Source organism: Undibacterium sp. Ji49W, assembly GCF_049340205.1.
GTDB lineage: Bacteria > Pseudomonadota > Gammaproteobacteria > Burkholderiales > Burkholderiaceae_D > Undibacterium.
Genome location: NZ_JBMPOW010000005.1, coordinates 281545 through 306648 on the forward strand (window position 1 = coordinate 281545; position 25104 = coordinate 306648).

At 50.6% G+C, this 25104-nt stretch carries 20 protein-coding genes and 13 tRNA genes; 7 read left to right on the plus strand and 26 right to left on the minus strand.

Annotated elements, in window-relative coordinates; genetic code table 11:
- Window positions 1-3: 3 nt before the first annotated feature.
- Window positions 4-1032 (minus strand): RNA ligase (ATP), encoded by a 1029-nt coding sequence (locus ACO0LK_RS08410; protein WP_422974042.1) that lies wholly within the window; start codon window positions 1030-1032, stop codon window positions 4-6.
- A gap of 125 nt (window positions 1033-1157) precedes the next feature.
- Window positions 1158-1233 (minus strand) — tRNA-Met (locus tag ACO0LK_RS08415).
- Window positions 1234-2281: 1048 nt separating this feature from the next.
- Between ACO0LK_RS08415 and ACO0LK_RS08420 the strand changes: the two genes are divergently transcribed.
- Window positions 2282-2974 (plus strand): hypothetical protein, encoded by a 693-nt coding sequence (locus ACO0LK_RS08420; RefSeq protein WP_422974044.1) that lies wholly within the window; start codon window positions 2282-2284, stop codon window positions 2972-2974.
- A gap of 151 nt (window positions 2975-3125) precedes the next feature.
- Here the strand turns inward: ACO0LK_RS08420 and ACO0LK_RS08425 are convergent.
- The 6 genes from ACO0LK_RS08425 to ACO0LK_RS08450 all read right to left on the minus strand — a co-directional run bounded on the left by ACO0LK_RS08425 (window position 3126) and on the right by ACO0LK_RS08450 (window position 3709).
- Window positions 3126-3214: transfer RNA gene (locus ACO0LK_RS08425), tRNA-Ser, on the minus strand.
- A 5-nt stretch (window positions 3215-3219) separates the two neighbouring features.
- Window positions 3220-3295, minus strand: a tRNA-Thr gene (locus ACO0LK_RS08430).
- A gap of 6 nt (window positions 3296-3301) precedes the next feature.
- Window positions 3302-3376, minus strand: a tRNA-Asp gene (locus ACO0LK_RS08435).
- Window positions 3377-3383: 7 nt separating this feature from the next.
- Window positions 3384-3471 (minus strand) — tRNA-Ser (locus ACO0LK_RS08440).
- Between the two features lie 80 nt (window positions 3472-3551).
- A tRNA-Arg gene (locus ACO0LK_RS08445) sits at window positions 3552-3627 on the minus strand.
- A 6-nt stretch (window positions 3628-3633) separates the two neighbouring features.
- Window positions 3634-3709 (minus strand) — tRNA-Trp (locus ACO0LK_RS08450).
- Between the two features lie 39 nt (window positions 3710-3748).
- On the opposite strand from ACO0LK_RS08450, the gene ACO0LK_RS08455 reads away from it, so the two are divergent.
- Window positions 3749-4792, plus strand: coding sequence for a hypothetical protein (locus ACO0LK_RS08455; RefSeq protein WP_422974046.1), 1044 nt, complete (start codon window positions 3749-3751; stop codon window positions 4790-4792).
- Window positions 4793-4830: 38 nt separating this feature from the next.
- Here the strand turns inward: ACO0LK_RS08455 and ACO0LK_RS08460 are convergent.
- The 7 genes from ACO0LK_RS08460 to ACO0LK_RS08490 all read right to left on the minus strand — a co-directional run bounded on the left by ACO0LK_RS08460 (window position 4831) and on the right by ACO0LK_RS08490 (window position 6126).
- A tRNA-Asn gene (locus ACO0LK_RS08460) sits at window positions 4831-4906 on the minus strand.
- 65 nt (window positions 4907-4971) lie between these two features.
- A tRNA-Lys gene (locus ACO0LK_RS08465) sits at window positions 4972-5045 on the minus strand.
- A gap of 80 nt (window positions 5046-5125) precedes the next feature.
- Window positions 5126-5201: transfer RNA gene (locus tag ACO0LK_RS08470), tRNA-Ala, on the minus strand.
- Between the two features lie 27 nt (window positions 5202-5228).
- Window positions 5229-5305, minus strand: a tRNA-Pro gene (locus tag ACO0LK_RS08475).
- Between the two features lie 62 nt (window positions 5306-5367).
- Window positions 5368-5443 (minus strand) — tRNA-Ala (locus ACO0LK_RS08480).
- Between the two features lie 22 nt (window positions 5444-5465).
- A tRNA-Glu gene (locus tag ACO0LK_RS08485) sits at window positions 5466-5540 on the minus strand.
- A 340-nt stretch (window positions 5541-5880) separates the two neighbouring features.
- A complete protein-coding gene (locus ACO0LK_RS08490; RefSeq protein WP_422974048.1) occupies window positions 5881-6126 on the minus strand; it encodes a hypothetical protein in 246 nt (81 codons plus the stop codon).
- 197 nt (window positions 6127-6323) lie between these two features.
- Here ACO0LK_RS08490 and ACO0LK_RS08495 point away from each other — a divergent pair, with 197 nt between their 5' ends.
- On the plus strand, window positions 6324-6629 hold the full coding sequence (locus ACO0LK_RS08495; RefSeq protein ID WP_422974050.1) for a helix-turn-helix domain-containing protein: 306 nt from the start codon (window positions 6324-6326) through the stop codon (window positions 6627-6629).
- A 106-nt stretch (window positions 6630-6735) separates the two neighbouring features.
- Here ACO0LK_RS08495 and ACO0LK_RS08500 read toward each other — a convergent pair whose 3' ends face one another.
- The 5 genes from ACO0LK_RS08500 to ACO0LK_RS08520 all read right to left on the minus strand — a co-directional run bounded on the left by ACO0LK_RS08500 (window position 6736) and on the right by ACO0LK_RS08520 (window position 14463).
- On the minus strand, window positions 6736-7041 hold the full coding sequence (locus ACO0LK_RS08500; RefSeq protein ID WP_422974052.1) for a high-potential iron-sulfur protein: 306 nt from the start codon (window positions 7039-7041) through the stop codon (window positions 6736-6738).
- Between the two features lie 72 nt (window positions 7042-7113).
- Window positions 7114-8451: a hypothetical protein gene (locus ACO0LK_RS08505; protein ID WP_422974054.1), complete on the minus strand. Its 1338-nt coding sequence runs from the start codon at window positions 8449-8451 to the stop codon at window positions 7114-7116.
- Window positions 8448-9062, minus strand: a complete 615-nt coding sequence (locus ACO0LK_RS08510) for a sigma-70 family RNA polymerase sigma factor (RefSeq protein WP_422974056.1) — start codon at window positions 9060-9062, stop codon at window positions 8448-8450. The genes ACO0LK_RS08505 and ACO0LK_RS08510 overlap by 4 nt, the downstream gene beginning before the upstream one ends.
- A gap of 163 nt (window positions 9063-9225) precedes the next feature.
- Complete coding sequence (locus ACO0LK_RS08515) at window positions 9226-13590, minus strand: MG2 domain-containing protein (RefSeq protein WP_422974058.1); 4365 nt, start codon at window positions 13588-13590, stop codon at window positions 9226-9228.
- An 87-nt stretch (window positions 13591-13677) separates the two neighbouring features.
- Window positions 13678-14463 (minus strand): hypothetical protein, encoded by a 786-nt coding sequence (locus tag ACO0LK_RS08520; RefSeq protein ID WP_422974060.1) that lies wholly within the window; start codon window positions 14461-14463, stop codon window positions 13678-13680.
- Window positions 14464-14667: 204 nt separating this feature from the next.
- Here ACO0LK_RS08520 and ACO0LK_RS08525 point away from each other — a divergent pair, with 204 nt between their 5' ends.
- The gene (locus tag ACO0LK_RS08525) at window positions 14668-15369 is read left to right on the plus strand and encodes a YceH family protein (protein ID WP_422974062.1); all 702 of its coding nucleotides are present in this window, start codon (window positions 14668-14670) and stop codon (window positions 15367-15369) included.
- A gap of 139 nt (window positions 15370-15508) precedes the next feature.
- On the opposite strand, the gene ACO0LK_RS08530 is transcribed toward ACO0LK_RS08525, so the two are convergent.
- Both ACO0LK_RS08530 and ACO0LK_RS08535 read right to left on the minus strand, forming a co-directional pair.
- Window positions 15509-16591, minus strand: a complete 1083-nt coding sequence (locus ACO0LK_RS08530; protein ID WP_422974064.1) for a hypothetical protein — start codon at window positions 16589-16591, stop codon at window positions 15509-15511.
- 74 nt (window positions 16592-16665) lie between these two features.
- On the minus strand, window positions 16666-17820 hold the full coding sequence (locus ACO0LK_RS08535) for an SPFH domain-containing protein (RefSeq protein ID WP_422974066.1): 1155 nt from the start codon (window positions 17818-17820) through the stop codon (window positions 16666-16668).
- 439 nt (window positions 17821-18259) lie between these two features.
- Here ACO0LK_RS08535 and ACO0LK_RS08540 point away from each other — a divergent pair, with 439 nt between their 5' ends.
- A complete protein-coding gene (locus tag ACO0LK_RS08540; protein WP_422974068.1) occupies window positions 18260-18682 on the plus strand; it encodes a hypothetical protein in 423 nt (140 codons plus the stop codon).
- A gap of 134 nt (window positions 18683-18816) precedes the next feature.
- On the opposite strand, the gene ACO0LK_RS08545 is transcribed toward ACO0LK_RS08540, so the two are convergent.
- Window positions 18817-19833 (minus strand): GSU2403 family nucleotidyltransferase fold protein, encoded by a 1017-nt coding sequence (locus ACO0LK_RS08545; protein ID WP_422974070.1) that lies wholly within the window; start codon window positions 19831-19833, stop codon window positions 18817-18819.
- Between the two features lie 34 nt (window positions 19834-19867).
- Here ACO0LK_RS08545 and ACO0LK_RS08550 point away from each other — a divergent pair, with 34 nt between their 5' ends.
- Window positions 19868-20068 (plus strand): hypothetical protein, encoded by a 201-nt coding sequence (locus ACO0LK_RS08550; protein WP_422974072.1) that lies wholly within the window; start codon window positions 19868-19870, stop codon window positions 20066-20068.
- 224 nt (window positions 20069-20292) lie between these two features.
- Here the strand turns inward: ACO0LK_RS08550 and ACO0LK_RS08555 are convergent, their stop codons facing one another.
- Window positions 20293-21297 carry a hypothetical protein gene (locus ACO0LK_RS08555; protein WP_422974074.1) on the minus strand — a complete coding sequence of 335 codons (1005 nt, stop codon included), beginning with the start codon at window positions 21295-21297 and terminating at the stop codon, window positions 20293-20295.
- Window positions 21298-21423: 126 nt separating this feature from the next.
- The gene (locus ACO0LK_RS08560; RefSeq protein WP_422974076.1) at window positions 21424-22941 is read right to left on the minus strand and encodes a glycine betaine ABC transporter substrate-binding protein; all 1518 of its coding nucleotides are present in this window, start codon (window positions 22939-22941) and stop codon (window positions 21424-21426) included.
- 151 nt (window positions 22942-23092) lie between these two features.
- Here ACO0LK_RS08560 and ACO0LK_RS08565 point away from each other — a divergent pair, with 151 nt between their 5' ends.
- Entirely contained in the window at window positions 23093-23959 is an 867-nt protein-coding gene (locus ACO0LK_RS08565) for a dienelactone hydrolase family protein (protein WP_422974078.1), read from the plus strand.
- Between the two features lie 53 nt (window positions 23960-24012).
- On the opposite strand, the gene ACO0LK_RS08570 is transcribed toward ACO0LK_RS08565, so the two are convergent.
- On the minus strand, window positions 24013-25077 hold the full coding sequence (locus tag ACO0LK_RS08570; protein ID WP_422974080.1) for an alkene reductase: 1065 nt from the start codon (window positions 25075-25077) through the stop codon (window positions 24013-24015).
- Window positions 25078-25104 lie beyond the last annotated feature (27 nt).

Sequence of the window (25104 nt, forward strand, 5' to 3'; positions counted from 1 at the left end):
TCCTTATCTGTCGCCATGCTTTAACAAATAGCTGTTTGAAATCGCCTTGAATGACATACTGCCGTCCAGACGTTTGAATACCACGCCTTCTCTCAAAGTTGCCGGATTCAGGGAGCCACCTTCGGCATATTCCAGTACCTTGGCCACATCTGCTTGAAAGCGTTCCAGTGTCGTATTTTCCAGCCATGGTACCTCATTGACACTGGCACCCAGTGCGCGCAGATCAGCCACAACTTGCTGGCGTTCTGCCCTGCCCAGATATTGACGGGTATCGCTGTTGAACACGTCAAACAGATAAAATTCCTGACCGCGCAGTTTTTCTGGATTACCTTGAATGCCTTCGCCCATGATTTCACCTTGCAAGGCAAGATTGCGACCATAAGCCGTCAGTGCAGTCAGCAGTTTATTTTGCTTTGCCACCTTCCACAGGCTGTTGCTTTCTGATTCCCTGATCCACCAGTTTCTACCGCAGATGCCAGACACAGCATCATGGTGGAAGACCGTCATGCTGGAACCATCCAGTTTGATGGTGACTTCAAATTCCGTTTTTGCATCCGTACTCAGTACTTCCGTCAGATTCTGGATACGTTCCTGATCGGTCTTGCTGATGAAATCCGGAAATGGGCCTTCCACTTCACCAGACAGTGAGGCAGGTATGGCGGGTTCCCATTTTTCAATGCCAAGCAATGCACCAAGATCAACGTCTCCGGCTACAACATGTGCAGCCAGTTCCGGGAATTCACCCAAAGGCAGAATCAGACCCTGTGACAATTGGCCACGCAATCTGATGGTACGCAGCCGCACACCAACTTTATCGTTCCAGTTGATCTTGTTCTTTTCCAGAAAAGTAAAACGCGCGTCGCTTAAAGGTAAAAAGGAATCAATCTCGAAATATACGCAGGCATCGCCAATCTGGAATTCATTTTTCTTGACCACGACAGACCAGCCATCCACGCTTGCGCATTCAATCGCATCTGCGCCGGGGATGGGTCTGATGTTGCTGACTTGTCTGATGGTGACTAATTTTCTCATTGGAATTTCCTTGTTATTTTTATGGTTGCCGCTATCGCGCAGTGCGCGAAAAAATGCTGATTGTATGTGATTAGGTGTATAGCTGGATAAAAAACGGGGGATGGGAAGTATGGATTTTGTTGTCGTGGTCGAGATTGCCGGATTTGAACCAGCGACCGCTCGCATATGAAGCGAATGCTCTGCCAACTGAGCTAAATCTCGATTTACATCGATTGAAAAGAAGGGGATGATCGCCACGAATCGGCAATGCCGAAACGGGTCTGTGTGTGGCGATCAAAACTGGCGCGTCAGGCAGGATTTGTGTGGTGAGAGTGCGTTTCAAATCAATTGGGTATAACTCAGCACATTGGCACTTTATCGAAATACCGGATTACTTTTAGCCGATTAGGTATGCAAGTTTGTCACTTTGGGTCGGGGGTAATGCGTTCACATACGCACTCCAACACGTGAACTAAACTTTGGTGATAGTACTTTTTCGATTAATTGCATTAATTTTCAATTTTATTGAGTGCTAATATTGAAACTCTTTTGACGTTCGCAAGAATGATTGCTTACAAAGAGATTGAAATGTTTCTAAAAGATGTCGTTCAATTCAAGACTGGCGGGTCGTACATGACCAGTGACCAATGTAAATGATACCAGTGACATTGTTGGTCAAAAGAAGCGGTGATCTGCACTTGGTTTGATGATTAAAAGAAATTCCAAACCGCGACGTTCTCAGCTGCACTTCTTACTACAGGCATTTGATTCAATTATGTAACTGCTGCGACCCTCATGGTTAAATTTTTTTAGAAATTTAACACAACTACAAAAGATGGATTGCCAAACAAAGTCACGGCTTTTTATCAGCTTCTTTAACCATATTTCATAGCAAGGAGTAAGATGAATTTCGAAGAATTGAATGTTCTATGGGCAACGTATCGAAGAAAATTTAGCGACTGGCGAAGGAAACTTTTGCAATTGGAAAGGCTGTTGAAGCGAGCTTGTCTCCACCGCAGGGGTTGTCTGAGATAAACGGCGGACAGCGTCACTCTTATATTCTGACCTGTTCAGTCGAGATTCAATGTTCGGCTACCAACGACCCAGTATAGTTTTTTGTAAAACCGTATGCCAGATAAGAGGCAAACTATCAATCACAGACTTAAAGCGTATAAACAGCAGGGCCGCTAATACAGCGCCTCTATTTTTTGAATTAGTGTGAATTTCCCTTGCAATTTTAATTTTGCTGCGTACTTGAACGGAGTGGTAAATGGCTTCCCCAGAATCATTTTTACTAGACATATCTAAAACGCTGATCGGCACCTTTGTTGGAGCAGGCCTAGCATTTTTTGTAAACTGGACATTTCGACAAAGTCAAAAAGAAGAAGAACAGATCAAAGCGGGCTATGTTGCGATGGTCATCTTAGGGCGAATGATTACTGCTTTCATATCTTACAAAGAAGGCATAACCAAAGCCAGGGAGAGCGTGTTAAATGATTCACCAGACGCGCCATTTTATTTACAAATACGATATACCGTATTTGATTTTGATGAAGCGTTAGCGCTCGACATTCCTTCAATTACTTTTCTGTTTGATTCAAAGAACGTAAATTTGATCAATCATCTTCTTATGGCTCAAGATGCGTACAGAAATATTGTACATTTACACAAACATCACACTGTTTCAATGGAGCAATTCCGGGAAAAGATTGCTGAGTTTACCGATGCGCAAAGGAAAACGGTTAATATTAAGAATGTCCAAGAGCATCTTCCTCGACATTTAACGTCTCAAATGGAAGAGTTAAATAAGTCTCTTATCGCTGCCCTTACCAATGATGAAGTGAAATTAATCGAAGCGGTAAAAGCCCTCAAGGCCGCACTTAATCGGAAATTTAGCAATCGCGTGAATATAGGCCTTTCAACTGCATTAGGTATCTCATTCACGCCAAATAATGAACCTTGAAGCAAGTCGATAGAGCCAAAGTATTGTACTGAGTAAGAAAATTTAAATTCATGCGTAAACAGGTTGAAAGTTTTGCACCGCCTTACAACTAAAACCCGCAACAGTCGGTGTAGAAGACTGGGGCTCTATCCTTTGAGCTACTGACGCAATATGGAGGAAGCGGTGAGATTCGAACTCACGGGTCCGTTATGGACCTCCTGTTTTCAAGACAGGTGCAATAAACCACTCTGCCACGCTTCCATGATTGGTGCCGGTTGCAGGATTTGAACCCGCGACCCACTGATTACAAATCAGTTGCTCTACCAACTGAGCTAAACCGGCAAAAACTGGCGCCCTATAGCGGAATCGAACCGCTGGCATTTCGCTGGACAGGCGAATACTCTACCATTGAGTTAATAGGGCAAAAAATTGGCGGAAGATGTGCGATTCGAACGCACATAGGCCTGAGGAGCCCGCCGGGTTAGCAACCCGGTGCAATACCATTATGCGAATCTTCCTAATTAAAAAAATTACCGTGCATGTGCATTCCACATCCTGCTGGCGAGGTAGCAGTGATCACTTGATCACACGATAAAACTGGACCCGCCTGCAGGGATCGAACCTGCGACCTCAACATTCGTATTGTTGCGCTCTTCCAACTGAGCTAAGGCGAGAAATAGTGGCATCCCAGACAGGACTTGAACCTGTAACCTTCGGTTTTGGAGACCGCGACTCTTCCAATTGAGCTACTGAGATAATGAGAATTGACGATTAACTGTCTGAGTAATTTCGTAAATGCTGTTAAAACTGGAATTGAGTGCCTCGTCAAGACAGCGCTCTGTGTGGGTTTTGGTGATACATCGTCAAAAAGAAGTTGATATAATCAAACTGGCAAGAGTAATTGCCCAAAAGGGGAGAAATTCTTTGAACACAAAGCTAGAAAAAATAACTATAGCCTGCTTTTTTTCGACAATACTTTTGATATCAGGTTGTGATCGTCGTCCAATTACGAAAAGCGACATGCCATTCAGTTTGGGAGGGATTTACATTGGAATACCAAAGTCTGAAGTAGACCGGGCACACAAACTTTTGCCATGCAAAACGGAATCAAAGGCCGTAGCGGAATGTTATTTGGATGACACAGAGCAACGATACGATTTTCTCGGAGCATCCACATCATATGCCAAGTTGAAGCTGCGGAATCCATACGAGAGCGTGTCCGAAATTGAATTCTCCACAAAAGGAAAAATCATTTCCAAGAGCGACATAGAATCTAAGTGGGGCATAAAAGGGCGTTGCCTATCAAAAAACGACATTGAAGAAGCCGTCAAATTTGATGGCGAGTCGACTTCACCGTTCGTTCGGTATCTCAACGAAATTAATCTGATACCGTCTAATTACGGGAGCTTTATTTGCATAGCAGCTAATGCTCAAGTACTCCAGTACAAAAACTATGGCGGGCAAGATGGAAGTGCATCAATTTTCTATCTGCAAGAAATTTGGGTACGAAACTTCGAGCATATTTTCGAAGCTAGAGCCAGAATGGCGGGAGCAAAAGAAGAGATTGATCAAAAGCTTAATAACAGCGTCGCCACACATGAAGTCAAGATCAATCTAAATACCTGCAAAAATTATGAGTATGGAGCAGATACTTATCATGACAACATGGAGAAACTTGCAAAGATTGTAGGACGAAAAGACGGCTACTACGACCGGTCAATAGAAAGCTACGTTGGATCTTTGTGTGCAGGAAAAACCAGCGAAGCCCAAAGTATGGTGAATGATGGAAGTGTTGACCGCGAAGAAGCGCAAGCAATTCGAAAGATACTGTCTCAGTAGTATAGTGGTAATCACAATCACGCCTGAAGTGTAAAAACTGGCTCCTCGACCTGGATTCGAACCAGGGACATGCGTATTAACAGTACGCCACTCTGCCTGCTGAGTTATCGAGGAATTGAAAATTGGGGCTTGTACAAAACACCGGTTAAAACGATTGCGCTTTAATCGAAATTCTGTGATGGTCGGGACAGAGAGAATTGAACTCTCGCCGTTCGGTTAAAAGCCGAATGCTCTACCTTTGAGCTACATCCCGCGTGGTTTTATGGTTTGGCATCTTGCGATGCATGGTCTTTCGTTTCATGTGATGCTCCGGTAATTGCGTTGTTAAAAAATTGGTGGAAGTGGTCGGAATCGAACCGACGACATTCTGCGTGCAAAGCAGGCGCTCTCCCAACTGAGCTACACCCCCGTATTGGTTTTCTTGCTTTATAAATAGTGGTCGGAGTACGAGGATTTGAACCTCGGACCTTCTGCTCCCAAAGCAGTTGCGCTACCGGGCTGCGCCATACTCCGATTGATTAACTTTTCTTGCTTGGTGATGCTGGTATGTCTCTTTTTGATTGAGACACAAAAAATGGTGGAGATGGACGGAATCGAACCGACGACACTCTGCATGCAAAGCAGGCGCTCTCCCAACTGAGCTACATCCCCGTATTGGTACTGTTAGAAATGATGGAGTCCTTGAGCGGAATCGAACCGCCATTCGCTGATAGAAAGTCAGCCGTCCTGACCTTTAGACGACAAAGACATCATGAAAAAAACCTCGAAATCATTGATTGTAAAGTCACTTTCATGATGAAACGGGCAGAGGGATTTTTACCCTTGTGAACGATAAATGTTCACACTACCCTGATATCCACTCTCATTCCACAGGCATGTGAGGATGCCTGTGGAATGAACTTGAATAATACTTCCCGAATTGTTAAAGAAATTCCATGGGCCGGTGTTGTCCGGTCACGACCGCTTGCACGGGTTTGACTGCTGTGATCTGCGTTGTGCGGATCAAAAAAAGGAAAAACAAAAAACAAAAAAGCCCGGAGCTGTTGAAGGCATCCGGGCTTTTCAGCGCTGGGGTCGGGGGAGCGGGCTTAGCTTGCTCCTGTGACCTTAAGGGTTGCCCCTCGTATGCCTGTTTGTATAAACCATGTATCTTGCAGATTCATGGGGTTGACATCATTGAACATTTCACTATCGGCGTGTTCTGGTGATGTGAAGAATGGAATCGTATTGCGGGCAGCCTTCTTCGCCGCGGCTTTGCTGGCCGTGGCCGATGCCCGGGCTTGCGCATTGAAGCGCAGGCTTGGTATCAGTTGTTGGAGCAAAGTTGTTTTCACGATCATTCCTAAAAGAGTGTTTGTTAATGCGAGTGCTAGTGGGTATTGCTTAGTCGATGGATGTATCTTGCCACAGGTTTTTGAATAAAACAAGCATGGCATGACGAATTTAATGAAATATTTGATGTATTTTTGCGACAGGTGCAATATTTCTTCGTTTATTGCTATGATGCGCGCCTTCGAAGTGAGGTTCGGACATGCATACCATATCAACAGTTTTACCAGAAACAAGCATAGGCCAACAACGTATCAGGGTCGTATTGCGACTACGCGAATTAATGGCGGAACACAAAATTCGTTCTGTCTCTGCCCTGCATCGCATACTGATCAGCAAGAAGGTCACCGTATCGCATTCACAGCTATTGCGCATCGTCGATAACAAGGCAGATCACTGGAAGGTGGAATTTCTGTCTGCCTTTATTGAGGTGTTTCAATGTAGTGAAAGCGAGCTGTTCAAGATTGAACGTTATGTGGAAACAGATGAGAATGCTGCTGGCACCTGAATACAGCAGGAAGCCTTGTGTGCTGCTATGCTGCTAAATAGGTTTGTTCAAGTATAGAACCCGGGCATTAAGGTCAGACATTAAGGTCAGACATTAAGGTCAGACATTAACCCCAGACATCACACCAGCCTTCTTCCTTTACCAGCTTGCCTGGGAAAATGCCGCATGCACCCCAGCCGTTGCGTTTGTCTTCATAGAGCTGGCAGCTACCGCATTTTTGTGTGTTCTTGAATTCGGGAAAGCGCTTGATGTCGACCTTGGCCGCATTTTCCACATAGGCATGCTGCTTGGCTTCGGCTTCATCTTCTTTCAGCGGGACTTCGTTGGCGGCGCGGCTGGGCAAGGCGCATAGAGCAAGACCTGCACCGAGCAGGCGGGCGACAAATATTCTGCGTTGTTGATTCGAGTTCATGACTGGGCCTTTCGTCAAAGACATCATGTCCGTCAGTGTACTGCTGTTTATAAATCCAATGGCGCCCCGGGCTTATTTTTGCAGATTCTCAATCTGTTTTTGCAGAGAACTATCCACGACATAATCTGGATAAACACTGCGGAACCTGTTCCATTCCTCCAGCGCTGTTTTGTTTTGTTTGGCCTTGATCAGTTTCTCTATCTTTGCCAATCGCAACTGCACATCAGATACTGGTGCTGCCGCTGGTGGCGTCTGCACCATGGGTGGCGGTGCTGCAGCTACCGGTGCAGGCATGGCAACATTGTTGCTACTGTCTGCAAGTTGCTTTTCTATGGACGACTTCATGGCTGCCATGGCTGACGCATTAAGGGGAGGGGCATTTTTTGCCATGCGCGTATCCATGCTTGCAGGCGGTGCAGCGGGTTTGGATTCAGCCTCGTTCGCCCTTAAATATTGTCGTGGTGCTTCTTCTTTCATGGCGACTGAACCGGTGGCAAATACGCGTGCCCGTTCAGCTTGCCCGCCAGCCGCCTGTTTGTCATCCGATGCGGCATTCGCTGCCATTTTTGCTAGGGCCGAGACTTCGGCAGCGGACATGGCGGCTGGTGCAACCGGAACAGCGCGCCGCAATGCGTCTGGTGTCGCAGACGCCACAATGACCGGTTCGGCGGCAATGGCAGCAGCAGGGGGCACGGGAATAGCGATAGTGGCCGCAGCAGGTGCAGCGGCAACTTGTGCAACAACTGGTGCAACCGGCTCGGGCCGGTTCATGGCGACAACCGTATTGTCCTTGTCCATCAGGCGTGATTTGGCTTTGACGCTGCCTGCAGGTTTGCGTGGTGATTGTGCGGGTATGTTTGCTGCCGCACTGTCCATGTCGGCCATTGGCGCGGCAGCCACGACAGTTGCTGCCTTGCGCTCTTCTGGTACTTGCAACTGCACCTCATTCTTGGCAAGTTGCGGGTATGTATCCTGCTGATTTTTTTGCAGCAAGACAAAGGGTACGGCCAGCAAAACGCTGGCTGCCAAACCCAGTGGCAGTTTCCAGCGCCATAAAAATGAAGGCTTTTGTGATGATGGTGACGATAGTGACGATGGTGACGACGCGTCAGGATTTTGCACATCATTGGCTGCAGCCAATGATGACAATAGTGGTTGAACTGGCAGAGTTGGCTGAGGCGCCAGAATAGCTGCCTGTATCATGGGCACTTCCGACGCAGCCAGTCTCAGGTTTGGGACCAGGGCTGCTTCGGCATCGGCCAGTATTGCTGCATCGAGTGTCGCTGAAGGCGCTTCCTGCGGAAGCTCATGCAGCAAATCGGCAAGCGCACCTTTGCCTTGCAGGAACTCTTCAAATTCGGCGTCCTGCATAGGGTCAATATCGTTGATGTCGGTATCTCTGGAAGTCATGCTGGCTCACCTTGCTTCGTCTGGCTATGCAATTGGGAGCGCAACTTCTGCATGGCATAGCGTAATCTGCTTTTGACAGTCTCCACAGGTACTGCAGTGATGACTGCAATTTCTTCGAGGCTGAGTCCATTAAACTGTTGCAAGACGAGTGCCTCTTTCTGGTCATTCGGTAAAACCCGTATGGCTGCATGCAGCCTGTCGGCCTGCTGTTTTTTATCCAGCGCTGCTTCTGGCGACAGCGCATCCTGGCTGGTATGTGTGGCGTTGTCGATAGCAGCATTGTCGAAGACGTCGTGATGTGCGTCGTTATGTGCATCATCGCCAACCAGAAAAATTTCTTTCTGGCGCAACAGATCAATCAGGCGGTTGCGTGCAATCTGGTACAGATAGGTACGAAAACCTGCCAGAGGCGTGTAATGCGGGCGGGCAGTGTGCAATGCTGCCCAACTGTCCTGCACAATCTCATCCACCCATTCACGGCGTGGCGAACGCCAGCTGATAAAACGGTACAAGCCATTGCTGTGACGCTGATACAGCTCGCGAAAGGCTTGCAGGTCGCCTTCGCAGTACAGCAGCATCAGTGCTTCGTCAGTTTGTGGGGTGGAAATCATGCCGTCTAGTTTAACGGATATTCCCCGGTTTATCGCAGATTTTGCATTGCCTGCATTTGACAACCCAGTGTCTTTTTCTGTGTCTTTATATGCGATGTTTCCCGTTACCTGACACCACCAATGTGATGCCAGGTAACGGGGCTTGCTGCATCGTGTCATCGCATCAAGGCGTGATGCTTATGCTCATTGGTGCTGTCCACGTTTTATCCGTGTCGTTGTAATACAGGTAGGCCGATGATGCCGGGCTGGTATAGGTGCCCGGTACGGTTGCCACCAGATCAATTGCCAGTTTCCGGACTTCGCCTGGTTTCATGTCACGGAAGTAAAGTATCACTTCACGCGCACGGGTTTCAAAGAAGGCGATCTGGCCTTTTTCGCGCATTTCTTTCAACTGCCAGTTCTGGAAAGTCAGGCCACCGGGCAAACCCAGGCGTACCAGGCTCATGGGTTGGCCAGTCTGCGTTCTATTGCTGACGACGGCATCCAGACGCACGGTTTCACCCATCTTCATGTCCGTTTTTGCCAGACTGGTGTTGAGGTTGATGACCGCATCTTTTGACGAAGCAGGCGCTGTCGTGCGGTATTCAACAGCAATTGAATACGGCAGGGCTTCGCTGCTTTTTGACAGCAGGCTGATGCTATGTTTGCCTGGTGTCAGCAAGTCATCAATGTCGTTGAACATGACAGCTTCACGTCGGCCAGCTTCGTAATTTTGTTCACGTACCACGACGCCATCTATCAACAGGCTGATCTTGCCGGCTGTGGGGGCAATGCGGGTGGCATTGTCAAAGGCGATCATGGCTTTCAGTGCCAGCACGGTTGCCTGCGTGGCGCCCCATTGGCCAAAGCCGCTGCGATTTTTTTGCAGCCAGTCTATGCCCTTGCGTGCCTGTTCCAGATGGCCGCCAGCTTTCAACATGCTCAAGATTGCCAGTGAAGTGGTTTCTATCTGCAAATTGCTGCCGCCACTGCGGGTGATGGAATGATCGGCATTGGTCCATGCGCCAGATGCTGCCTGCATTGCCGCCAGTTTGTTCACCGCTGCCTGACGTGCCTTGTCTGTGACGGCAGACGCACTGCCTTTTTCCAGCATGGTGCCGGTAGCGAGTGCCAGTTGATAGGCATCCTGCGTGTTTTCTGCCAGTTTTGCTGAGCGGGCAATTTCTTTGTCGAGGCCAGTTTCACCTGCCGACACCAGCGCCCAGGTGATATAGGCATCGGTGACTTCTGGTGCAGCGCGGCCAAAACTGTCCAGTGCCTTGACATCGCGCTGGTAACCGCCGTTGCCGTCGCGTCTGGATTTCAGCCATGCCGCAGTGCGTTCCAGCATGGCCCGGTCAACCGAGCCATAGATAGGTTTCATGTCGGCAAATTCCAGCAGGCCATAGGCTGTCAGGGCTTCATGTCCAGGGTCACCACCAAACCATTCATAGCCTTTTTTCGGTGATTCAAATCCCGCAAGCTTTTTATAGCCACTGTCGAGCAACTTGCTGGTGCGTTCCAGCAAGGCGGTGTCTGCCACGTCATGCTGCTTCAGGTATTGCATGATCATGACGTTGGGGTAATTGGTGGACGAGGTCTGTTCGAAGCAGCCATTCGGTTCACGCAACATGCCTTCCAGACCCGATATCATGGTTGACAGTGAAGACGTGTACACCTTGATACTTGCCTGTGCGCTACCCTTGCTGGCCTTGCTCAGATCAAGTTCATGGCTGACCTGCCCCTTGATTTGTCCGGATTTTTCGAACAGCTGTGGAAAGCCAGGTGCCACCACCGGTATGCTGCGCAAGATTTCATCTTTCAGGCCCGCCGCGGTGGCAGACAGACGTACTTCAGACTGCCCGCGTACCCCGGTCACTTCTACTGGTATGAACAGACTCTTGCGCTGGCCTGCTCCCAACACTTCCGACAGCTTGCCGTTGCCGGGCTTACCCGCTTCGCTGCTTGCCTTGAGCATGGCACCAAAACTGCTGTCCATGGATACCGGCATCGATTGCTCGCTTTCATTGGTCAGCGTTACAGGTATCAAAGGATGGTCACCAGCTGATATCTCCAGCGGCAGCTTGGCGGACAAAGAAAACGGCAGTGAAGACTTGATGACAGTCTCATTGCGTCCCGCCAGCCCGGTCGCTGACTGGCCACCGGCCGCCCCCACACCTTCGGTAGAAACACGGAAAGAAGTTACTGCATCAGACAAGAAAAATTTCACACTGGCCTTGCCCTGTTTGTCGGTCTTGACCGATGGTGCCCACATGACGGTTTCGCGGTAATCATCGCGGGGGCCATCATGGCTGACCTGGTTTGCCTGGTAAGCCGGTACAGGGAACACGCGCACCGGTGCCAGGGCCAGCGGTTCTTCTTCAAAGCGAAAATCCAATTTCGCGGCTGCACGGGCAAAGTCCTTGTCCACCAGTTCGTTCGCCATGACGTTGCCTGCTACGGCTCTTTTTTCCGGGATCATGACCATTGCCGGCGCAGCTGCTGCTTGCATGTCTGCGATAGCCGCGCGTTGTTGTGGTGGACGCCGGCGTACTTCGGCTTCAGCCTTCATGAGAATCGGATTTTGCGCAACTGGCATGACCAGTCTGCCTTCGGCTGCTTTTTTCATATCCCGCGGCAGTGCCATTGGCATAGGTGGGCTGGGAAGCGGGGCTGGCTTCATCGGTGCTTCAGGCATTTTCATCTTGACCAGGTCTGCAAAACCACCTCTGGCAAGCGGCGCGGCTAAAGGTGCCATTTGTGTGTGGAAGGCGTTGATAACGGGCACCCAGTCAAAGCGGCGATAGCCACGCGTCCCCATCAGCATATCCAGCGCCAATGCGCTTTTTTCTTCAGCCAGATCCATGTAGAAATTGGGTTCTTCCACCTTGCCTGGCAATTCTGATTCCAGCAACAGGCGTGACAGCAAGTGGGCACTCTTGTCATCGGCAAAAGACAGCACCGTATCATCCACCACCGCCAGCGCCAGTTCGGCAGGTACGGGTTTGCCGCTGATATCTCTGGTGGTGATGGACAATGCGACCTGGCCACGTGGGGTATAGCTTTTCTTGTCTGTCTCTACCTTGATATCGAGCCGGTTGCGGCGATTGCGAAACACCAGTCTTTCGGCGAGTGGGGTCAGGGCCTGATCAAATACCGTGACCCGCGCAATACCAGCCGCATTGCGGATAGCTGGATCACTGGCCCGCAAGTAAATCACGGCGGGCTTGTCGGGGCCGGCTTCGATGGCACCCACATCAAACAGATTTTCACGCACGGTTGCTGCCACCACCACTTTTTGTTTTTCCGAGCATTGCACGGCAATACGCAAGTCTTTTTCCTGGCCATCCAGGTCATCATAGCTACGCAGCACACAGCCACTTTCTTCGGCCAGCGGCAGGGTATAGGTTTCTGTCACCGTATCGGGTTTGCTGATTTCGGCGTGATAGCTGCGGCCAGTAGCGGGGGTAAAGGCAATACGGCCCAGACCGTTTTTATACGTCGCAAAGCGCGCCACGGTATTGCCCTGGTCATCTACCAGACGGCCTTCGACATCGGCGGGTTTACCCAATCTGTTCCTGGCTTCAAAATACAAGCGGGTGGGCAGGCCAGCCACCATTTTCCCACCTTCGGGGAAGAAGGACAGTGCCAGCTTTTTCTGCAATATCGGTATGGATTTTGAAATCGATTCGGTAATGCCACCATCTTCTACCAGTATCGTCAACAAGCCATCGCCGGTATCTATTTTCTTTGGCAGATCAAATTTTACCAGGGCATCACCTTCACTATTGGTCGTGGCCCTGACGCGTGGCAGCTCCACACCATCTACCGTGACGATGGCGGTGATCTGTTTGTTTGCCAGCACCTCACCAGTGGGGCGTTTGACTTCAACCGTGGCGCTGACCTGTTCACCGGCGCCATACGATTTTTTGATGAATTCCAACTTCTTTTTCAGACGCGGTGCTTCATATGCCGACACAATGATGGCACGTTCGACTGTTTGCCCATCTGCACTGGTGGTACGCAAGGTATATTCACCACCCTGCGCATCCGGAGGGATTTCAAAATCATTGCTTGCTGTACCAGCCACCACGGCCACATTTTTTTTCAGAACCGTGGCACCTTTGGGCGAAATCAGCTCGACCCGGGTTTGAGATTGATCACTGCCCGTTAAGGTACGTGCTTTTAAATCCCAGGTCTTGAACCAGATGGTTTCACCCGGTTTGTACAAAGGCTTGTCCACCTGCATATACATGCGATGGCCAACCTGGTAATCAAAATAGCTGTTGATCAGTTCTGGCAACTCTTTGCCGCGTGTCGTATTGTCGCGTTTGGCTGCATCCGGTGCCGCTTCTGCCGCCAGCGCCGGAAGTATGTCTTTTTTGCTTTTGGCGACCTTGCCCTCCTGACCATCCTGATTGTCACTCGCATGCAGGTCATTGTCTGTTTTTTTTGCATCCCCCGGCCCTTGGTCGGTGCGGTCTGTCATATTGGTCAACTGGCAGCCGCCGAGTATCAGGGCTAATAATAATGTGCTGGGCTTTTTCACGATGGGTGTCCTTTTTGTGGAATGCTATTTTTTATATGCTGACGGGTTCAGGTGCAGTTGTTTGGGATTATTCGGAATTATTAAGAGTTATTCGGGATCAGGCACAAAACCGCCGGGGAAAGGGTTGGGCTGATCATGGCGTGTACGCGGGATGATGCCGCGTGCCACCAGGTGGGCATAGGTGTCGTAACGGATGCTGATGATTTCATTTGCCATTGACGTAGCACGACGAAAATCCGTAGACCGGACTGCGCTGGGCAGACGTTCTCCATGCCCGGTGCCTATCCTGGAATCAGCCAGCTCTGCACCGTCGGCACGTTTTGCCATGCTGCCTGTGATGGCAGGGGCGGGGGCGGACGAAGGGACAGGAGCCTGTGCTGTAGCAGCGGAATTGCGCGAATATTCTTCTTGCCTGACGTATGCAGGTTCCACGTATTCACGAAACAGGGCTATGCCTATCACGCCCACATTGTCGGGGCGACCAGTACGGGCAGCATATGAATCAGGCAGTTGTGAGAAATAAAATGCCGCCACTTCATCCATATTCTTGCGCCAGCCTTTCACTTCCATGGTTTGCCAGGTGTTCAGCACATAACCTGCCTGTGCTGGCGAAGCCGTGCTACCGGTCAGTACATTGATGCCATCGACGGACAGTACAGATAAAACCCGTTCATCTGTCTTGTTCCTGATTTCTATCGCATAGCGGTCACCGGGCTTGCCCGCGACATAGTTCACCCCCTGATGGCGCCAGATGGGCAGGCGTTCGCCTGTGGCCTGATTGATGATGTTGACAGCAGCCAGTTGCCCGGCACTGGCTATGGGAGCCAGTAAGGCCATGATCAGCGTTGTTACGATAGTTATCCAGGTTTTCATGTTCACTCCAAAAAATGAGGGTCTTGTTCATTAAACGGAGCAGCAAAAGAAACGGGGTTAAAGTTTTTGGAAATTATTTGCAAGAGGCGATAAATCAGTTTTCTCGCGTTGTGGTGTCACATTTTCAATTTTTAAGGATAATATGAAGCCAATAAGGCCCTTGCGGAGTATTAGCCAGCCGCAGCAACAATGACAGGAATCAGCATGAACACAGAAAATACCGCCGAATCAGGCAGCCCAGCCGCAGTAGATGCCCAGTTTTTAGATGAAGTTGAAGTGCGGGTACTGGGCGCACTGGCAGAAAAAGAAGCCGCCACCCCAGACAATTACCCGCTGTCCCTGAATGCGATGGTGAACGCCTGCAACCAGCTCACCAGCCGCGACCCCGTCATGTCCGTGACCGAGGCCGAAGTGCTGGAAGCCATAGACAGGCTGGCTGCCAAAAAATTGGTCAACGCCATCCACCAGGCTGGTGCCCGCGTCGCCAAGTATGAACACCGCATGCGCATCAAGTGGATGCTGGACCAACCCAAGGTGGCTGTACTGAGCATCCTCATGCTGCGCGGTTTTCAGACCGCAGGCGAAATCCGTAGCCGCGTTGGCCGCCTGCATGAATTTGCTACCGTAGCAGAAGTGGAAAAATGCCTCGATTACCTCATCGACAAATACCCACCCCTGGTCGCCCGCCTGAACCTGACACCGGGCACCAAGGAACCACGCTATGCCCACCTGCTGTCCTGCGATGAAGAAAGCCTGGACCAGGCAGAAGCCAGCCACCCAGTCAGTGCTGGCGGCGGTTCAAAAGCTGACAGGGTAGGTCAGCTGGAAGCAGAAGTCGCGCAACTGAAGCAGCAGGTCAGCGATTTGAGCCTGCAATTTGCGGAGTTTAAGAAGCAGTTTGAATAGACAATTAGAAGACCAAGAAGCTCACCACAGAGGCACCGAGACACAGAGCAAAGGCAGAGGAAATTCGCTGCTAAATGAACTTCTCTCAGTGCTTCCTCTGTGTCTCGGTGTCTCTGTGTTGAGAGGTCTTTCCGTTAAATTACTTATGCCCCAGCATAATCAACACCCCAACCACAATCACTCCCAGCAACACCGCCCCGGCGATCTTCCATGCTGAATACGGGCGTTCACCCTGTACTTCGCCCGTCTGGCCATTGACCAAAAAGCGGTAAGTCTTGTCGCCGTATTTATACGAAGACAGCCAGATAGGCAGCAGGATGTGCTTGAAGCTGATATTGGAATAGCGCGGCTGCATGGCGGTGATGCGCTGGTGGTCACCACCAATGTCGCGGCAGATGGCATTGCGGATTTCGTCTTCCATCTTGCCCTGGGCATCCACAAAGCCCGGTTCCAGACCAACCTGATACGCTTCTACCGTGAAGCCGGATACATAATCGTCGCGATAGCCTTGCAATTTATCCAGACGCCACGGTGCCAGGTTTTCTGCATACGAAGTGGGCAGGGTTTTTGATCCGACGACCAGGACATCATCAAACGACACCTGTACCGCACCTACCGCCGGGTACCAGTTGGTTCTTGTGACCTGGCGGCTCTTGGTTTCACCGTTTTCGGTATAGGTTTCTGTCACCGTGTAATCAACGCCGCGCTGGCCCTGATAAGTGGTGTCGCTGTCGGCATCATAGGTCCAATATGGGGTGTAGATACCCTTGAGGCCACGTTCTGCACGGTAGGCGCGTTTCAGTGCATTCGGGGCAAACCACAAGCCTGTCACCCAGTTCGTAAATTTCGAACGCGCTTCCGATTCCTTGATGTCAAACGGGGCAATCGCCTTGGGCCTGATCTTGCGTGCGGCATAGGCATTGGCGGCTATCAGCGGCACCGAACAAAACGGACAACGGTCAGACACCAGATTGGCCGCCAGTTGCGATTCTGCCCCGCAACCTGTGCATTTCACATGCTGGCTGGCGAGCATGGGTTCATTGCCAGCCTGTTCTGCCAGATAAGCCTGGTAATCCAGCTCTTCTACCGCTGCAACCGTGGCTTGCTGGTCTTCAGGGATATCATTCTTGGCGCCGCAATACGGGCATTGCAGGGCGTGCTGGCCAGGCGCGTATTCCAGCTTGGCACCACAAGATTTGCAGGGATAGTTTTTTGTCGTCACAGGTGAAGGTTCCAGAACAAAACAGAAATGGCGTCGCCCCCATCCGGGTGCGACGCCGCATCATGAAGCAGGTTTTATTGTGGTGGCAGTGGCGGCGGCATGGCAGCAAACAGGCCAGATAGATCCGATTGTTCACCCGCTTTGCCCCAGGCAGCCATACCCTGACGCCATACCAGGCTGTCACGCGTCAGGCTGCCACCGGCAACATGCGATTGCAATACAGGCAAATCAAACGGGCCCGTCTGCGCACCGTTTTGCGCTACAAAGTATTGTACTGCCGTTGGCAAAGGTGGCGGCATGCCACCGCCCGCCGCAGGTGCCGATGCCGTGCTTGCAGCCGGGGCAGCAGCTGGTTGTGGATTATTACCAAACATCGTACCCATGCTCTGGCTTAACATGCCGCCCACACCCACGCCCATCATGGCGCCTGCCATGCCGGGGTTTTGTGCGGCATCACGCAAGGCCTGCGCGCCCTGGTACTGAGCAAACTGGTTCATGTTGCCTATCACGCGCATTGCGCCCTGCTGGTCGATAGCTTTTTCCACCTCTTCCGGCAAGCCTATGTCCTGCACCTGCACTTCACACAGTTCCAGACCAAACTGGACAAAATCAGCAGCAATCTTTTCCTGTATGCGCTTGCCCACTTCGGTGACCTTGGCTTCCAGATCAATTACTGGCACGCCAATTTCAGGCATTACCTCCTTGATGCGCATGCCTATCTTGCCGCGCAGGTTTTCTTCTATATCCTGCGTGGTAAAGTCAGCCTTGGTGCCCACCAGCTCAGACAGCATGGCCTTGGCATCAACAATGCGTATGCCATAGATACCAAAGGCAGTCACACGCACCACACCAAATTCAGGGTCGCGCATGGTGGCCGGGCCAGCTGTACCCCATTTCAGGTTGGTAAAGCGGGTGGTCTTGAAGAAATACACTTCCGCCTTGAAAGGGCTGTTAAAGCCATACTTCCAACCCTTGAGCGTACTCAGCAAAGGCATGTTCTCAGTCGACAGGTCATACATGCCTGGCATGAAGACATCTGCCACCTGGCCCTTGCCCATCTGGCCTTCATTGACCATCACGGCAATCTGCCCCTCGCGCACCGTCAGCTTGGCACCCATCTTGATTTCGTTCTGATAGCGCTCAAAGCGATGCACCATCACATCGGGACTGTCATCCAGCCATTCGACAATATCGATAAATTCATTGCTGAGCTTATTCCACAGACCCATAGTCTTCTCCAAAAACAAAATTCTTGCAGGATGCTGGCAGGCAATTCCATTGATAGCGGCCAGCAGCTATTCGGCGAACAGGTGTGGATAATTGAAATCCAACAGCGCATTCGGCGTAGGCGAAGTATTGCTGAATTGGTACATTATCACAAGGGTGGGGAGGGGGGTTTCTGTTGTAAGCGTTTGTAAATGTTAGTTGTTTGAAATATATGCATGTTCCTTTTCACAAAATGATCGCAAGATATGGCATTTTGACCAAAATATGATGGCAAGGATTGAGAAATCCAATAGTTGGGTTTGTGAGCAGCTTCTGATTATCTTCAATTTATATTGCCTGCTTACTTTGCGTAAATTTCTTGGTTATAAACTGTCCTGCTGCTAAAGGGATTAACAACGGAAATATGGCTACATTCAAATTTCGGAGACAATGAGAAACGACATGCTTAAATTCGATATCGCTATACAGCGGCAAGTTATTACGGCTAACTTAGATGACTTCTCGCCAAACGCAATGTTACCAAATGTGCATGGAGGGCAATATGGGATGACGCCGCAAAAGTGGCGTACAGACGTTATTTCTCTTACATGCGGCATGCTGGCCGCAGAGCTTATTGAGCCGCTTCCTGGAATGGAGGCTTATCATGGGAAGCATTTTGAAAAAATTAGAGAGATTTTGCAGCACGGTGATGCAGAGAATGGATTTGATGTCGATTTGACTTGGAACGTTATACATTTTTATGGAACAAAAAAACTGCATGACTTGCTTGAAAAGCTTCAGCTAGATAGCTGGGAGGCAATTCATGATGAGCTGTCACCGTCGCTTGGTAATATTTTGGCTGAAATGCATGTTGTGTATTTTTAATGTCAACGTCGAGCCGTTTTAAGCGTCTATGCAGGGCGTTGTTGTATTACGGGATTAGCTTAGAATGAGCTTTCGGTGCGAGCGTTGGCTGAAGTGGTTTCTCATAAATTGTTTTCGTGCAGAAATTCGCTCATTTATAAGTCTGGTTCATGTGCATCTAACAGCTTGGCCACTTCCGTCGGAAAAGTACGTAATTCTTCAAATTCAAACTGCGGCAATCGTTCGCGTATTAAGCCTATGACGACTTTGGCCTGGCTTTGGTCACGAACACGCTTGGCATATTCCCGATTTGCTTGCTTCGCCATCCAGAGTTTGAAAAGTACGAATGCTCTGGGATCGACAGTGACCATGCGGGCGATTCCACCATTGATGCCGATGACAATTTCACTGAATTTGGGCGCGCTTAATAACCAGTCTGCATTTTTCGCCTTGACTGCCCAGAAGTCATCATCAATGGTTGACATGCGTGCGGGTTCATTGTCGCTGCCTGGTCCCATTCTGCGCAGAATATCGACCTCGTAACCATGTTTGTTGACTGCAGTGTATTGCTGGTCCTCACGTAGCGTAAATGAAGAATCTATCCGGCGTAGAAATCCCAGCATGCCTTCTGCTAAAGGGCCTTCCATTGTGGCAAGACTGAGTTTGCTTCGGTTATCCCATAAAAGATCAAAGTCTCTTGTGGCCAGTTGTCCAGCCTCAACACGGGCGCTGGCTGCGGTTTCGTAAGCGTAGAGTGCGTTTGTGCCGATCACAATCAGCTTGTCATTCAGACCTGCACGTTTCAGTCCATTCAGTATGTCGATTAACATATCGGGTGTGCGGCCAACCCGCAGAGCCTTGTTCATGCGGCGGTGACGTTCCAGCGTGGCGCGCAGTTTTTTCAGATTGTCTTCAGCACGTGCTTTGCCTGAAGTGAATTTGTCGTAGATTGCTTCTGTTTCCGGACCACGTACCCCTAATCCGGTTTGGGCACCTCTGGTGCTGGTTCGAACAAGATAATCGCGATTCTTTTGTTGACGCCAAATCATTCCACCACGGAACTCGCTCAATTTGGTTTGTGCTTGTTCGTAAGCGAGAAACGTCTGCCTTGCGTCTATATATTGGCGAAGGGCGTCTTCCGGCAAGTCCAGGGTTTCAACATTTTTTATCATTTCAGAAGTTTATGTTGAAACTTTATATTTATCAATGACTTATATCATTGAACATTGCCTAAATTTTTGGAATGAAATATTTGAGACGAGAATTGTAGTTGTTTTTGCTATAGGACTGATGAAAATACCAGAAGCAAATATGCTGCAATTAGGCGATATAAGAAACATTATGAATGTGCGGGTAAAGTGGGGCGGGGTAAGTTTTCCCGGACCTTTAAATTTGCTAACTGCTTGAATAGTGACGCTGCTACATAGCGGCAATTCGTTCAAACACTAATGCTGTTCACGTGCTACTTTTACCGGGTTCTACATAAATGCCATAAGGTAAGAGCAAAGAGAAATCCATTAGTTTTCTATAGATTACGGTGAATTAACCGTAATTTCCAATGGAATTGTATTGGTTATGAGCGTGATTACATTGGGTGGTATAGCGTCGTTTTTAACTAATCAATCGCACCCCTAAGCCACCCGCATTTCCCCAAAACTCCGTACAAATTCATCCAGATATCGTTGGTAAGGCCCCAGGTCTACGGTTTGCATTTTGATCAACAAAGCCTGCCCTTCCTTGTTGCGGCGTAGTTGCTGGTAGGCGCGTAGCAGGTTCAGGCCGGCCATGGGGTCGTGGCGTTCTGGCTGGTAGACGGGGGCGATCAGTTCGATGATGTTGGTGAGGTGGCCGTGGCTGCCCAGTGCACCGGAGATGCTGGCCAGGGCGCTGGCATCAAACAGTTTTGCATGCAGAACCTTGTGGTACAGGCTGACGGCGGTTTCAGGCTGGTTTTGTTCCAGGTAATATTGTGCCAGTACCAGTTGCGCCCGCCAGGTCTGGGGCAGGGCGCAGACGGTGTGCAGGGCATCCACGTAGGCGGTGTCACCATGCTGTTCGCGTTCTATGGCCAGCCACCACATCAGGCCGTTTTCCAGATTTGGGGCGGCTTGTACGGCTTCCCACAAGATGTCTTTGGCTGCCGCTTCGTTGCCGGTTTCCCATACAACCTTGGCCAGATTGGTCAACAGGGTGCCGGTAGCACCGACCTTTTGCATGCCAGCTTTCAGCGTGGCTTCGGCTTCTGGCAATCGGCCGTTTTCCAGCAAGACGATGCCGTGCACGGTATAGCCGCGTTCGGCGATGGTATCGATGGCCAGCAGGCGTTCTGCTGCGGCTACCAGGTCTTTGGCAAAGCCATCATTCAGAGCAGTCATGATGACGTTGTACAGGGCATCGGGGTCATTCGCTTTTTCTGCGATGCTGGGCAACAAGACTTTTTCACGCCATTCATTGCGCGGCACTACGACCTGTCTGCCTTGTGCATCATAGGCTGTGATTGGTTCGCCTTCTTCTACTTCCGCCGGTGTTGGCACCGGAGTGCTGGCAGATGGTTTTACTGGTGTTGCAGCGGGTTCCGGCGCGGTTTGGTCGGACGATTTATGACTGTTAAAAACAGACAGAAGGCGTTTGAACATGGCAAATGACTATTCAATATTGATAGTTCATTATGCCTGCCGGATATTTTGGTGCAAGAAATTATGTGCAAATAAATTACCGAAGTTGTAACAATTTCTGCTCGCTAATTATTTATGTAATGGATGTCAGCTCTGGTTTTTCGTATTTTTCACCACCAGCTTCTCCAGTAAATCAAAGCTCCATTGGGTCAACAATGCCAGTGCCGCCGCAGGCAGGGCACCGGCCAGCAGCATCTGGTTGTCATTCAGGGCCAGACCTATGGCGATGCGTTCTCCGTAGCCACCGGCACCGATAAAGGCAGCGATGGTGGCCGTGCCCACGCTCATGACGGCAGCGGTCTTGATGCCTGCCAGAATGGTTGGTAGTGCGAGTGGCAGATCTATGTGCAGCAAACGGTCACGCGCAGACAGGCCCAGCGCATGGGCTGCCAGCCGCAAGCCTGCTGGTACCTGCGCTATGCCGACACTGGTATTGCGTACTATGGGCAGCAAGGCATACAGCGACAGGGCAATCAGGGCGGGTGTAAAACCTATCATTCCCAATAGCGGTATCAGCATTGCCAGCAAAGCCAGCGATGGTATGGTTTGCAAAATGCCGACCACGCCCATGACCACTTCGCGCAGACGTGGAGTAAACGCCGCGATAATGCCAAGAGGTATGCCCAGCACACTGGCTACGGCAATTGCCAGCAGCACCAGCAGCAGATGTTGTGATGTCAGGCGTAAAAAATCCGGGCCAAACAACTTGTGCATGAAGCTTTCACGCGCGACCGCCGTGCCAGGCGCTTTTGCCACGAATTGCTGCGCCACCTGGGCAAAGCTCTGGCCATCGATTTCTGCTGCTGCGTTCATGGCGATCATCTGTGCATTGTTGATCTTGCCTTCCAGTTGCTGAATTGCCGCCCAGGCTTGCGGGAAGCGTGCCGGCATGTCCAGCCGGTACAGCAAGACGGCGTCATAACGCGGAAAATAATTCCTGTCATCAGTCAGTACGCGCAAGCCCAGTTGCCTGATCTTTGCATCGGTAGAATAAATATCGATGACGTCAACCTGGCCTGCTGCCAGCGCTTCATACGCAATGCCATGGTCCAGCCCGGTTGCCTGCTGCGGCAGACCATATAGTTTGATCAGCCCTGGCCAGCCATCGGCACGTCCTAAAAATTCATGCGACAGGCCAAAGCGCAAGCCGGGCTGCGCCGCCAGATCAGTCAGTGTTTGCGTGGCGGTGCTTGCGATCCTGGGCAACATCGCCAGCGCATAGGTGTTATTAAAACCCAGTGGCACGGCCACACCCAAGCCCTGTAAGGCCAGCTCTGCCTGCATTTGCGGCAGGCTTAATGCACTGTCGTGCTTCAGGATTTCGGTATTGATGGTGCCCATGTATTCCGGGTAGATATCAATGCTGCCGGTCTTCAGTGCATTGAACACGATTGCAGTGTTGCCCAGGCCCTGTTGATGCCGCACACGGGCATGTGGTGCGGCGGTCTGTGTCAATACTTCACCCAGCACATAAGATTCGGTAAAGCGTTTGGAACCCACATTCAGCGTGTCTGCGGCCTGTGCCTGTACCGTCACGACAAAGAATAGCAAAAGCAGGCGCGTCAGCGTTGTTGCGGGGTATTGCAGCCTGCACTTGATAAGCATGGGTTTGCTCCGCTAAACCGTCAATATAATCCTGTGTATTCTACATGCCCCGCATGCTTGGCCAATTCAACCCTGATTCTGTCCAAACTACCGCTACGCGCAACGATTGTACCGATTTACACTGCAAGCTCCACACCAGACAGGAGCATCCATGTCCATTCCCATCAAAGATATCGGCAAGCAAGAGATCAATAAACAAGACATGCATGTCGATGATTCGCTGACTGATTTTACCTCGCGCCAGATCACGTTCAATGATGTCAGCAAGCGCGTATATGTCACTGGCAGCGGGCCAGCCGTCATCGTGATGACAGAAATGCCCGGCATCAGTCCGCATGTGGCACGCTTTGCGCGCTGGGTGCGTGATGCGGGTTTTACTGTTTACATGCCATCACTGTTCGGGCGTGACGGTGTGGTTGCAACGGCAGAAGAGGGGGCTGTCGTGTTTCAGAAAGCCTGTGTCAGTGCAGAATTCCGCGCTTTTGCCGGCAAGGGGGCCAGCCCTGTCACCTTGTGGTTACGCGCATTGGCAAAGGTGGCACATGCAGAATGCGGTGGCCCTGGTGTCGGTGCCATAGGCATGTGCTTCACCGGCAATTTTGCCTTATCCATGATGTTGGAACCGGCAGTACTTGCGCCAGTGGTGGCGCAACCATCATTGCCCATGGATGACCCGGCAGACACAGGGCTGGAGGCAGCCGACTTGCAAGTAGTACGCCAGCGATTGGAAAGCGAAGACCTGACCGTTATGGCTTACCGCTTTGAAGGCGATGCCTTTTGTCGTGCCCAGCGCTTTGCTGCGTTTTCAGAAGCACTGGGTGAGCGCTTTGTTAGCCGGGTATTGCCAGACAGTGCCGCCAATCAGGATACTGCCCCGTTCTTCAAACGTTATGTCACCACGCCGCACAGCGTCGTCACTGCACATTTGATTGATGAAGCAGGACAACCAACACTGGCAGCGAGGGATGAAATACTGGCGTTTTTCCGCGGCAGGCTTGTGCAGGCCGACGTAAATTGAAGACACAAAAAAATGCCCGGATATTTCCGGGCATTTTCATTACAGCATATTGATTACGCAGCTTGCAGGCTAGGGTAATCCGTATAACCCTTGGCACCTGGTGAATAGAAAGTCGAAGCATCAGGCGCGTTCAATTCTGCACCTTGTTTGATACGTTCCGGCAAATCAGGGTTGGCCAGGAAGCTGGTGCCAAAAGCAATCGCATCGAGCTTGCCGCTACTGATAGCCTGGCTGGCTTCATCGGCCTTGTAACCCATATTGCCTACCAATACACCCTTGTAGTTTTCGCGGGCAACCGTCATGACATCACCAGTTTGTGCCTGGAAGAAGTCAGCGCGCATTACGTGCAGATACGCCAGTTTGAAATCATTCAGGCGGGTAGTCAGGTAAGAAATCAAAGCCAGCGGATCGCTGTCCTTCATGCTGTTATAGCTGTTGAGAGGAGACAGACGCAGACCCACCTTGTCAGAGCCGATAGCAGCATTGACCGCAGTCAATACTTCAAACAGGAAACGTGCACGGTTCTCGATAGAGCCACCATAACTGTCAGTACGCTGGTTGGCGCTGTCACGCAAGAACTCGTCGATCAGGTAACCATTGGCACCATGCACTTCAACGCCGTCAAAGCCGGCAGCAATCGCATTTTTTGCACCCTGTGCATAGGCGGCTACCAGCGCAGGGATTTCATCCAGGCGTAATTCACGTGGCACAGCGTTAGGGATCTTGCCGTTCGGTGTTTGTACTTCTGAATCGATGGCGATGGCGCTTGGGCCTACGTTTTCAATACCGTTGTTGAATGCAGGCACGGCAGCGCGACCAGCGTGCCAGATTTGCATAAAGATCTTGCCACCTTTGGCGTGCACGGCGTCTGTCACAACTTTCCACGCAGCGATTTGTTCAGCGTTGTAGATGCCTGGTTCAGCATAGAAAGCCGAGGTGTTTTCGGCCACCATCGTGCATTCAGTGATGATCAGACCGGCACTGGCGCGCTGGCTATAGTATTCCGCCATCAGGGCGTTAGGCATATGACCGGCATCAGCACGTGCACGTGTCAGTGGTGCCATCAGGATACGGTTAGGCAGTGAAACAGAACCAGTTTGCAGGGGATTGAATAACATTTCTTTTTTCCTTTATCGGGGCGTGTG

Coding starts and splice junctions, on each gene's coding strand:
- ACO0LK_RS08410 (WP_422974042.1), bottom strand. CDS start 1,032: ATGAGAAAATTAGTCACCATCAGACAAGTCAGCAACATCAGACCCATC.
- ACO0LK_RS08420 (WP_422974044.1), top strand. CDS start 2,282: ATGGCTTCCCCAGAATCATTTTTACTAGACATATCTAAAACGCTGATC.
- ACO0LK_RS08455 (WP_422974046.1), top strand. CDS start 3,749: ATGCTGTTAAAACTGGAATTGAGTGCCTCGTCAAGACAGCGCTCTGTG.
- ACO0LK_RS08495 (WP_422974050.1), top strand. CDS start 6,324: ATGCATACCATATCAACAGTTTTACCAGAAACAAGCATAGGCCAACAA.
- ACO0LK_RS08500 (WP_422974052.1), bottom strand. CDS start 7,041: ATGAACTCGAATCAACAACGCAGAATATTTGTCGCCCGCCTGCTCGGT.
- ACO0LK_RS08505 (WP_422974054.1), bottom strand. CDS start 8,451: ATGACTTCCAGAGATACCGACATCAACGATATTGACCCTATGCAGGAC.
- ACO0LK_RS08510 (WP_422974056.1), bottom strand. CDS start 9,062: ATGATTTCCACCCCACAAACTGACGAAGCACTGATGCTGCTGTACTGC.
- ACO0LK_RS08520 (WP_422974060.1), bottom strand. CDS start 14,463: ATGAAAACCTGGATAACTATCGTAACAACGCTGATCATGGCCTTACTG.
- ACO0LK_RS08525 (WP_422974062.1), top strand. CDS start 14,668: ATGAACACAGAAAATACCGCCGAATCAGGCAGCCCAGCCGCAGTAGAT.
- ACO0LK_RS08535 (WP_422974066.1), bottom strand. CDS start 17,820: ATGGGTCTGTGGAATAAGCTCAGCAATGAATTTATCGATATTGTCGAA.
- ACO0LK_RS08540 (WP_422974068.1), top strand. CDS start 18,260: ATGCTTAAATTCGATATCGCTATACAGCGGCAAGTTATTACGGCTAAC.
- ACO0LK_RS08545 (WP_422974070.1), bottom strand. CDS start 19,833: ATGATAAAAAATGTTGAAACCCTGGACTTGCCGGAAGACGCCCTTCGC.
- ACO0LK_RS08550 (WP_422974072.1), top strand. CDS start 19,868: ATGACTTATATCATTGAACATTGCCTAAATTTTTGGAATGAAATATTT.
- ACO0LK_RS08555 (WP_422974074.1), bottom strand. CDS start 21,297: ATGTTCAAACGCCTTCTGTCTGTTTTTAACAGTCATAAATCGTCCGAC.
- ACO0LK_RS08560 (WP_422974076.1), bottom strand. CDS start 22,941: ATGCTTATCAAGTGCAGGCTGCAATACCCCGCAACAACGCTGACGCGC.
- ACO0LK_RS08565 (WP_422974078.1), top strand. CDS start 23,093: ATGTCCATTCCCATCAAAGATATCGGCAAGCAAGAGATCAATAAACAA.
- ACO0LK_RS08570 (WP_422974080.1), bottom strand. CDS start 25,077: ATGTTATTCAATCCCCTGCAAACTGGTTCTGTTTCACTGCCTAACCGT.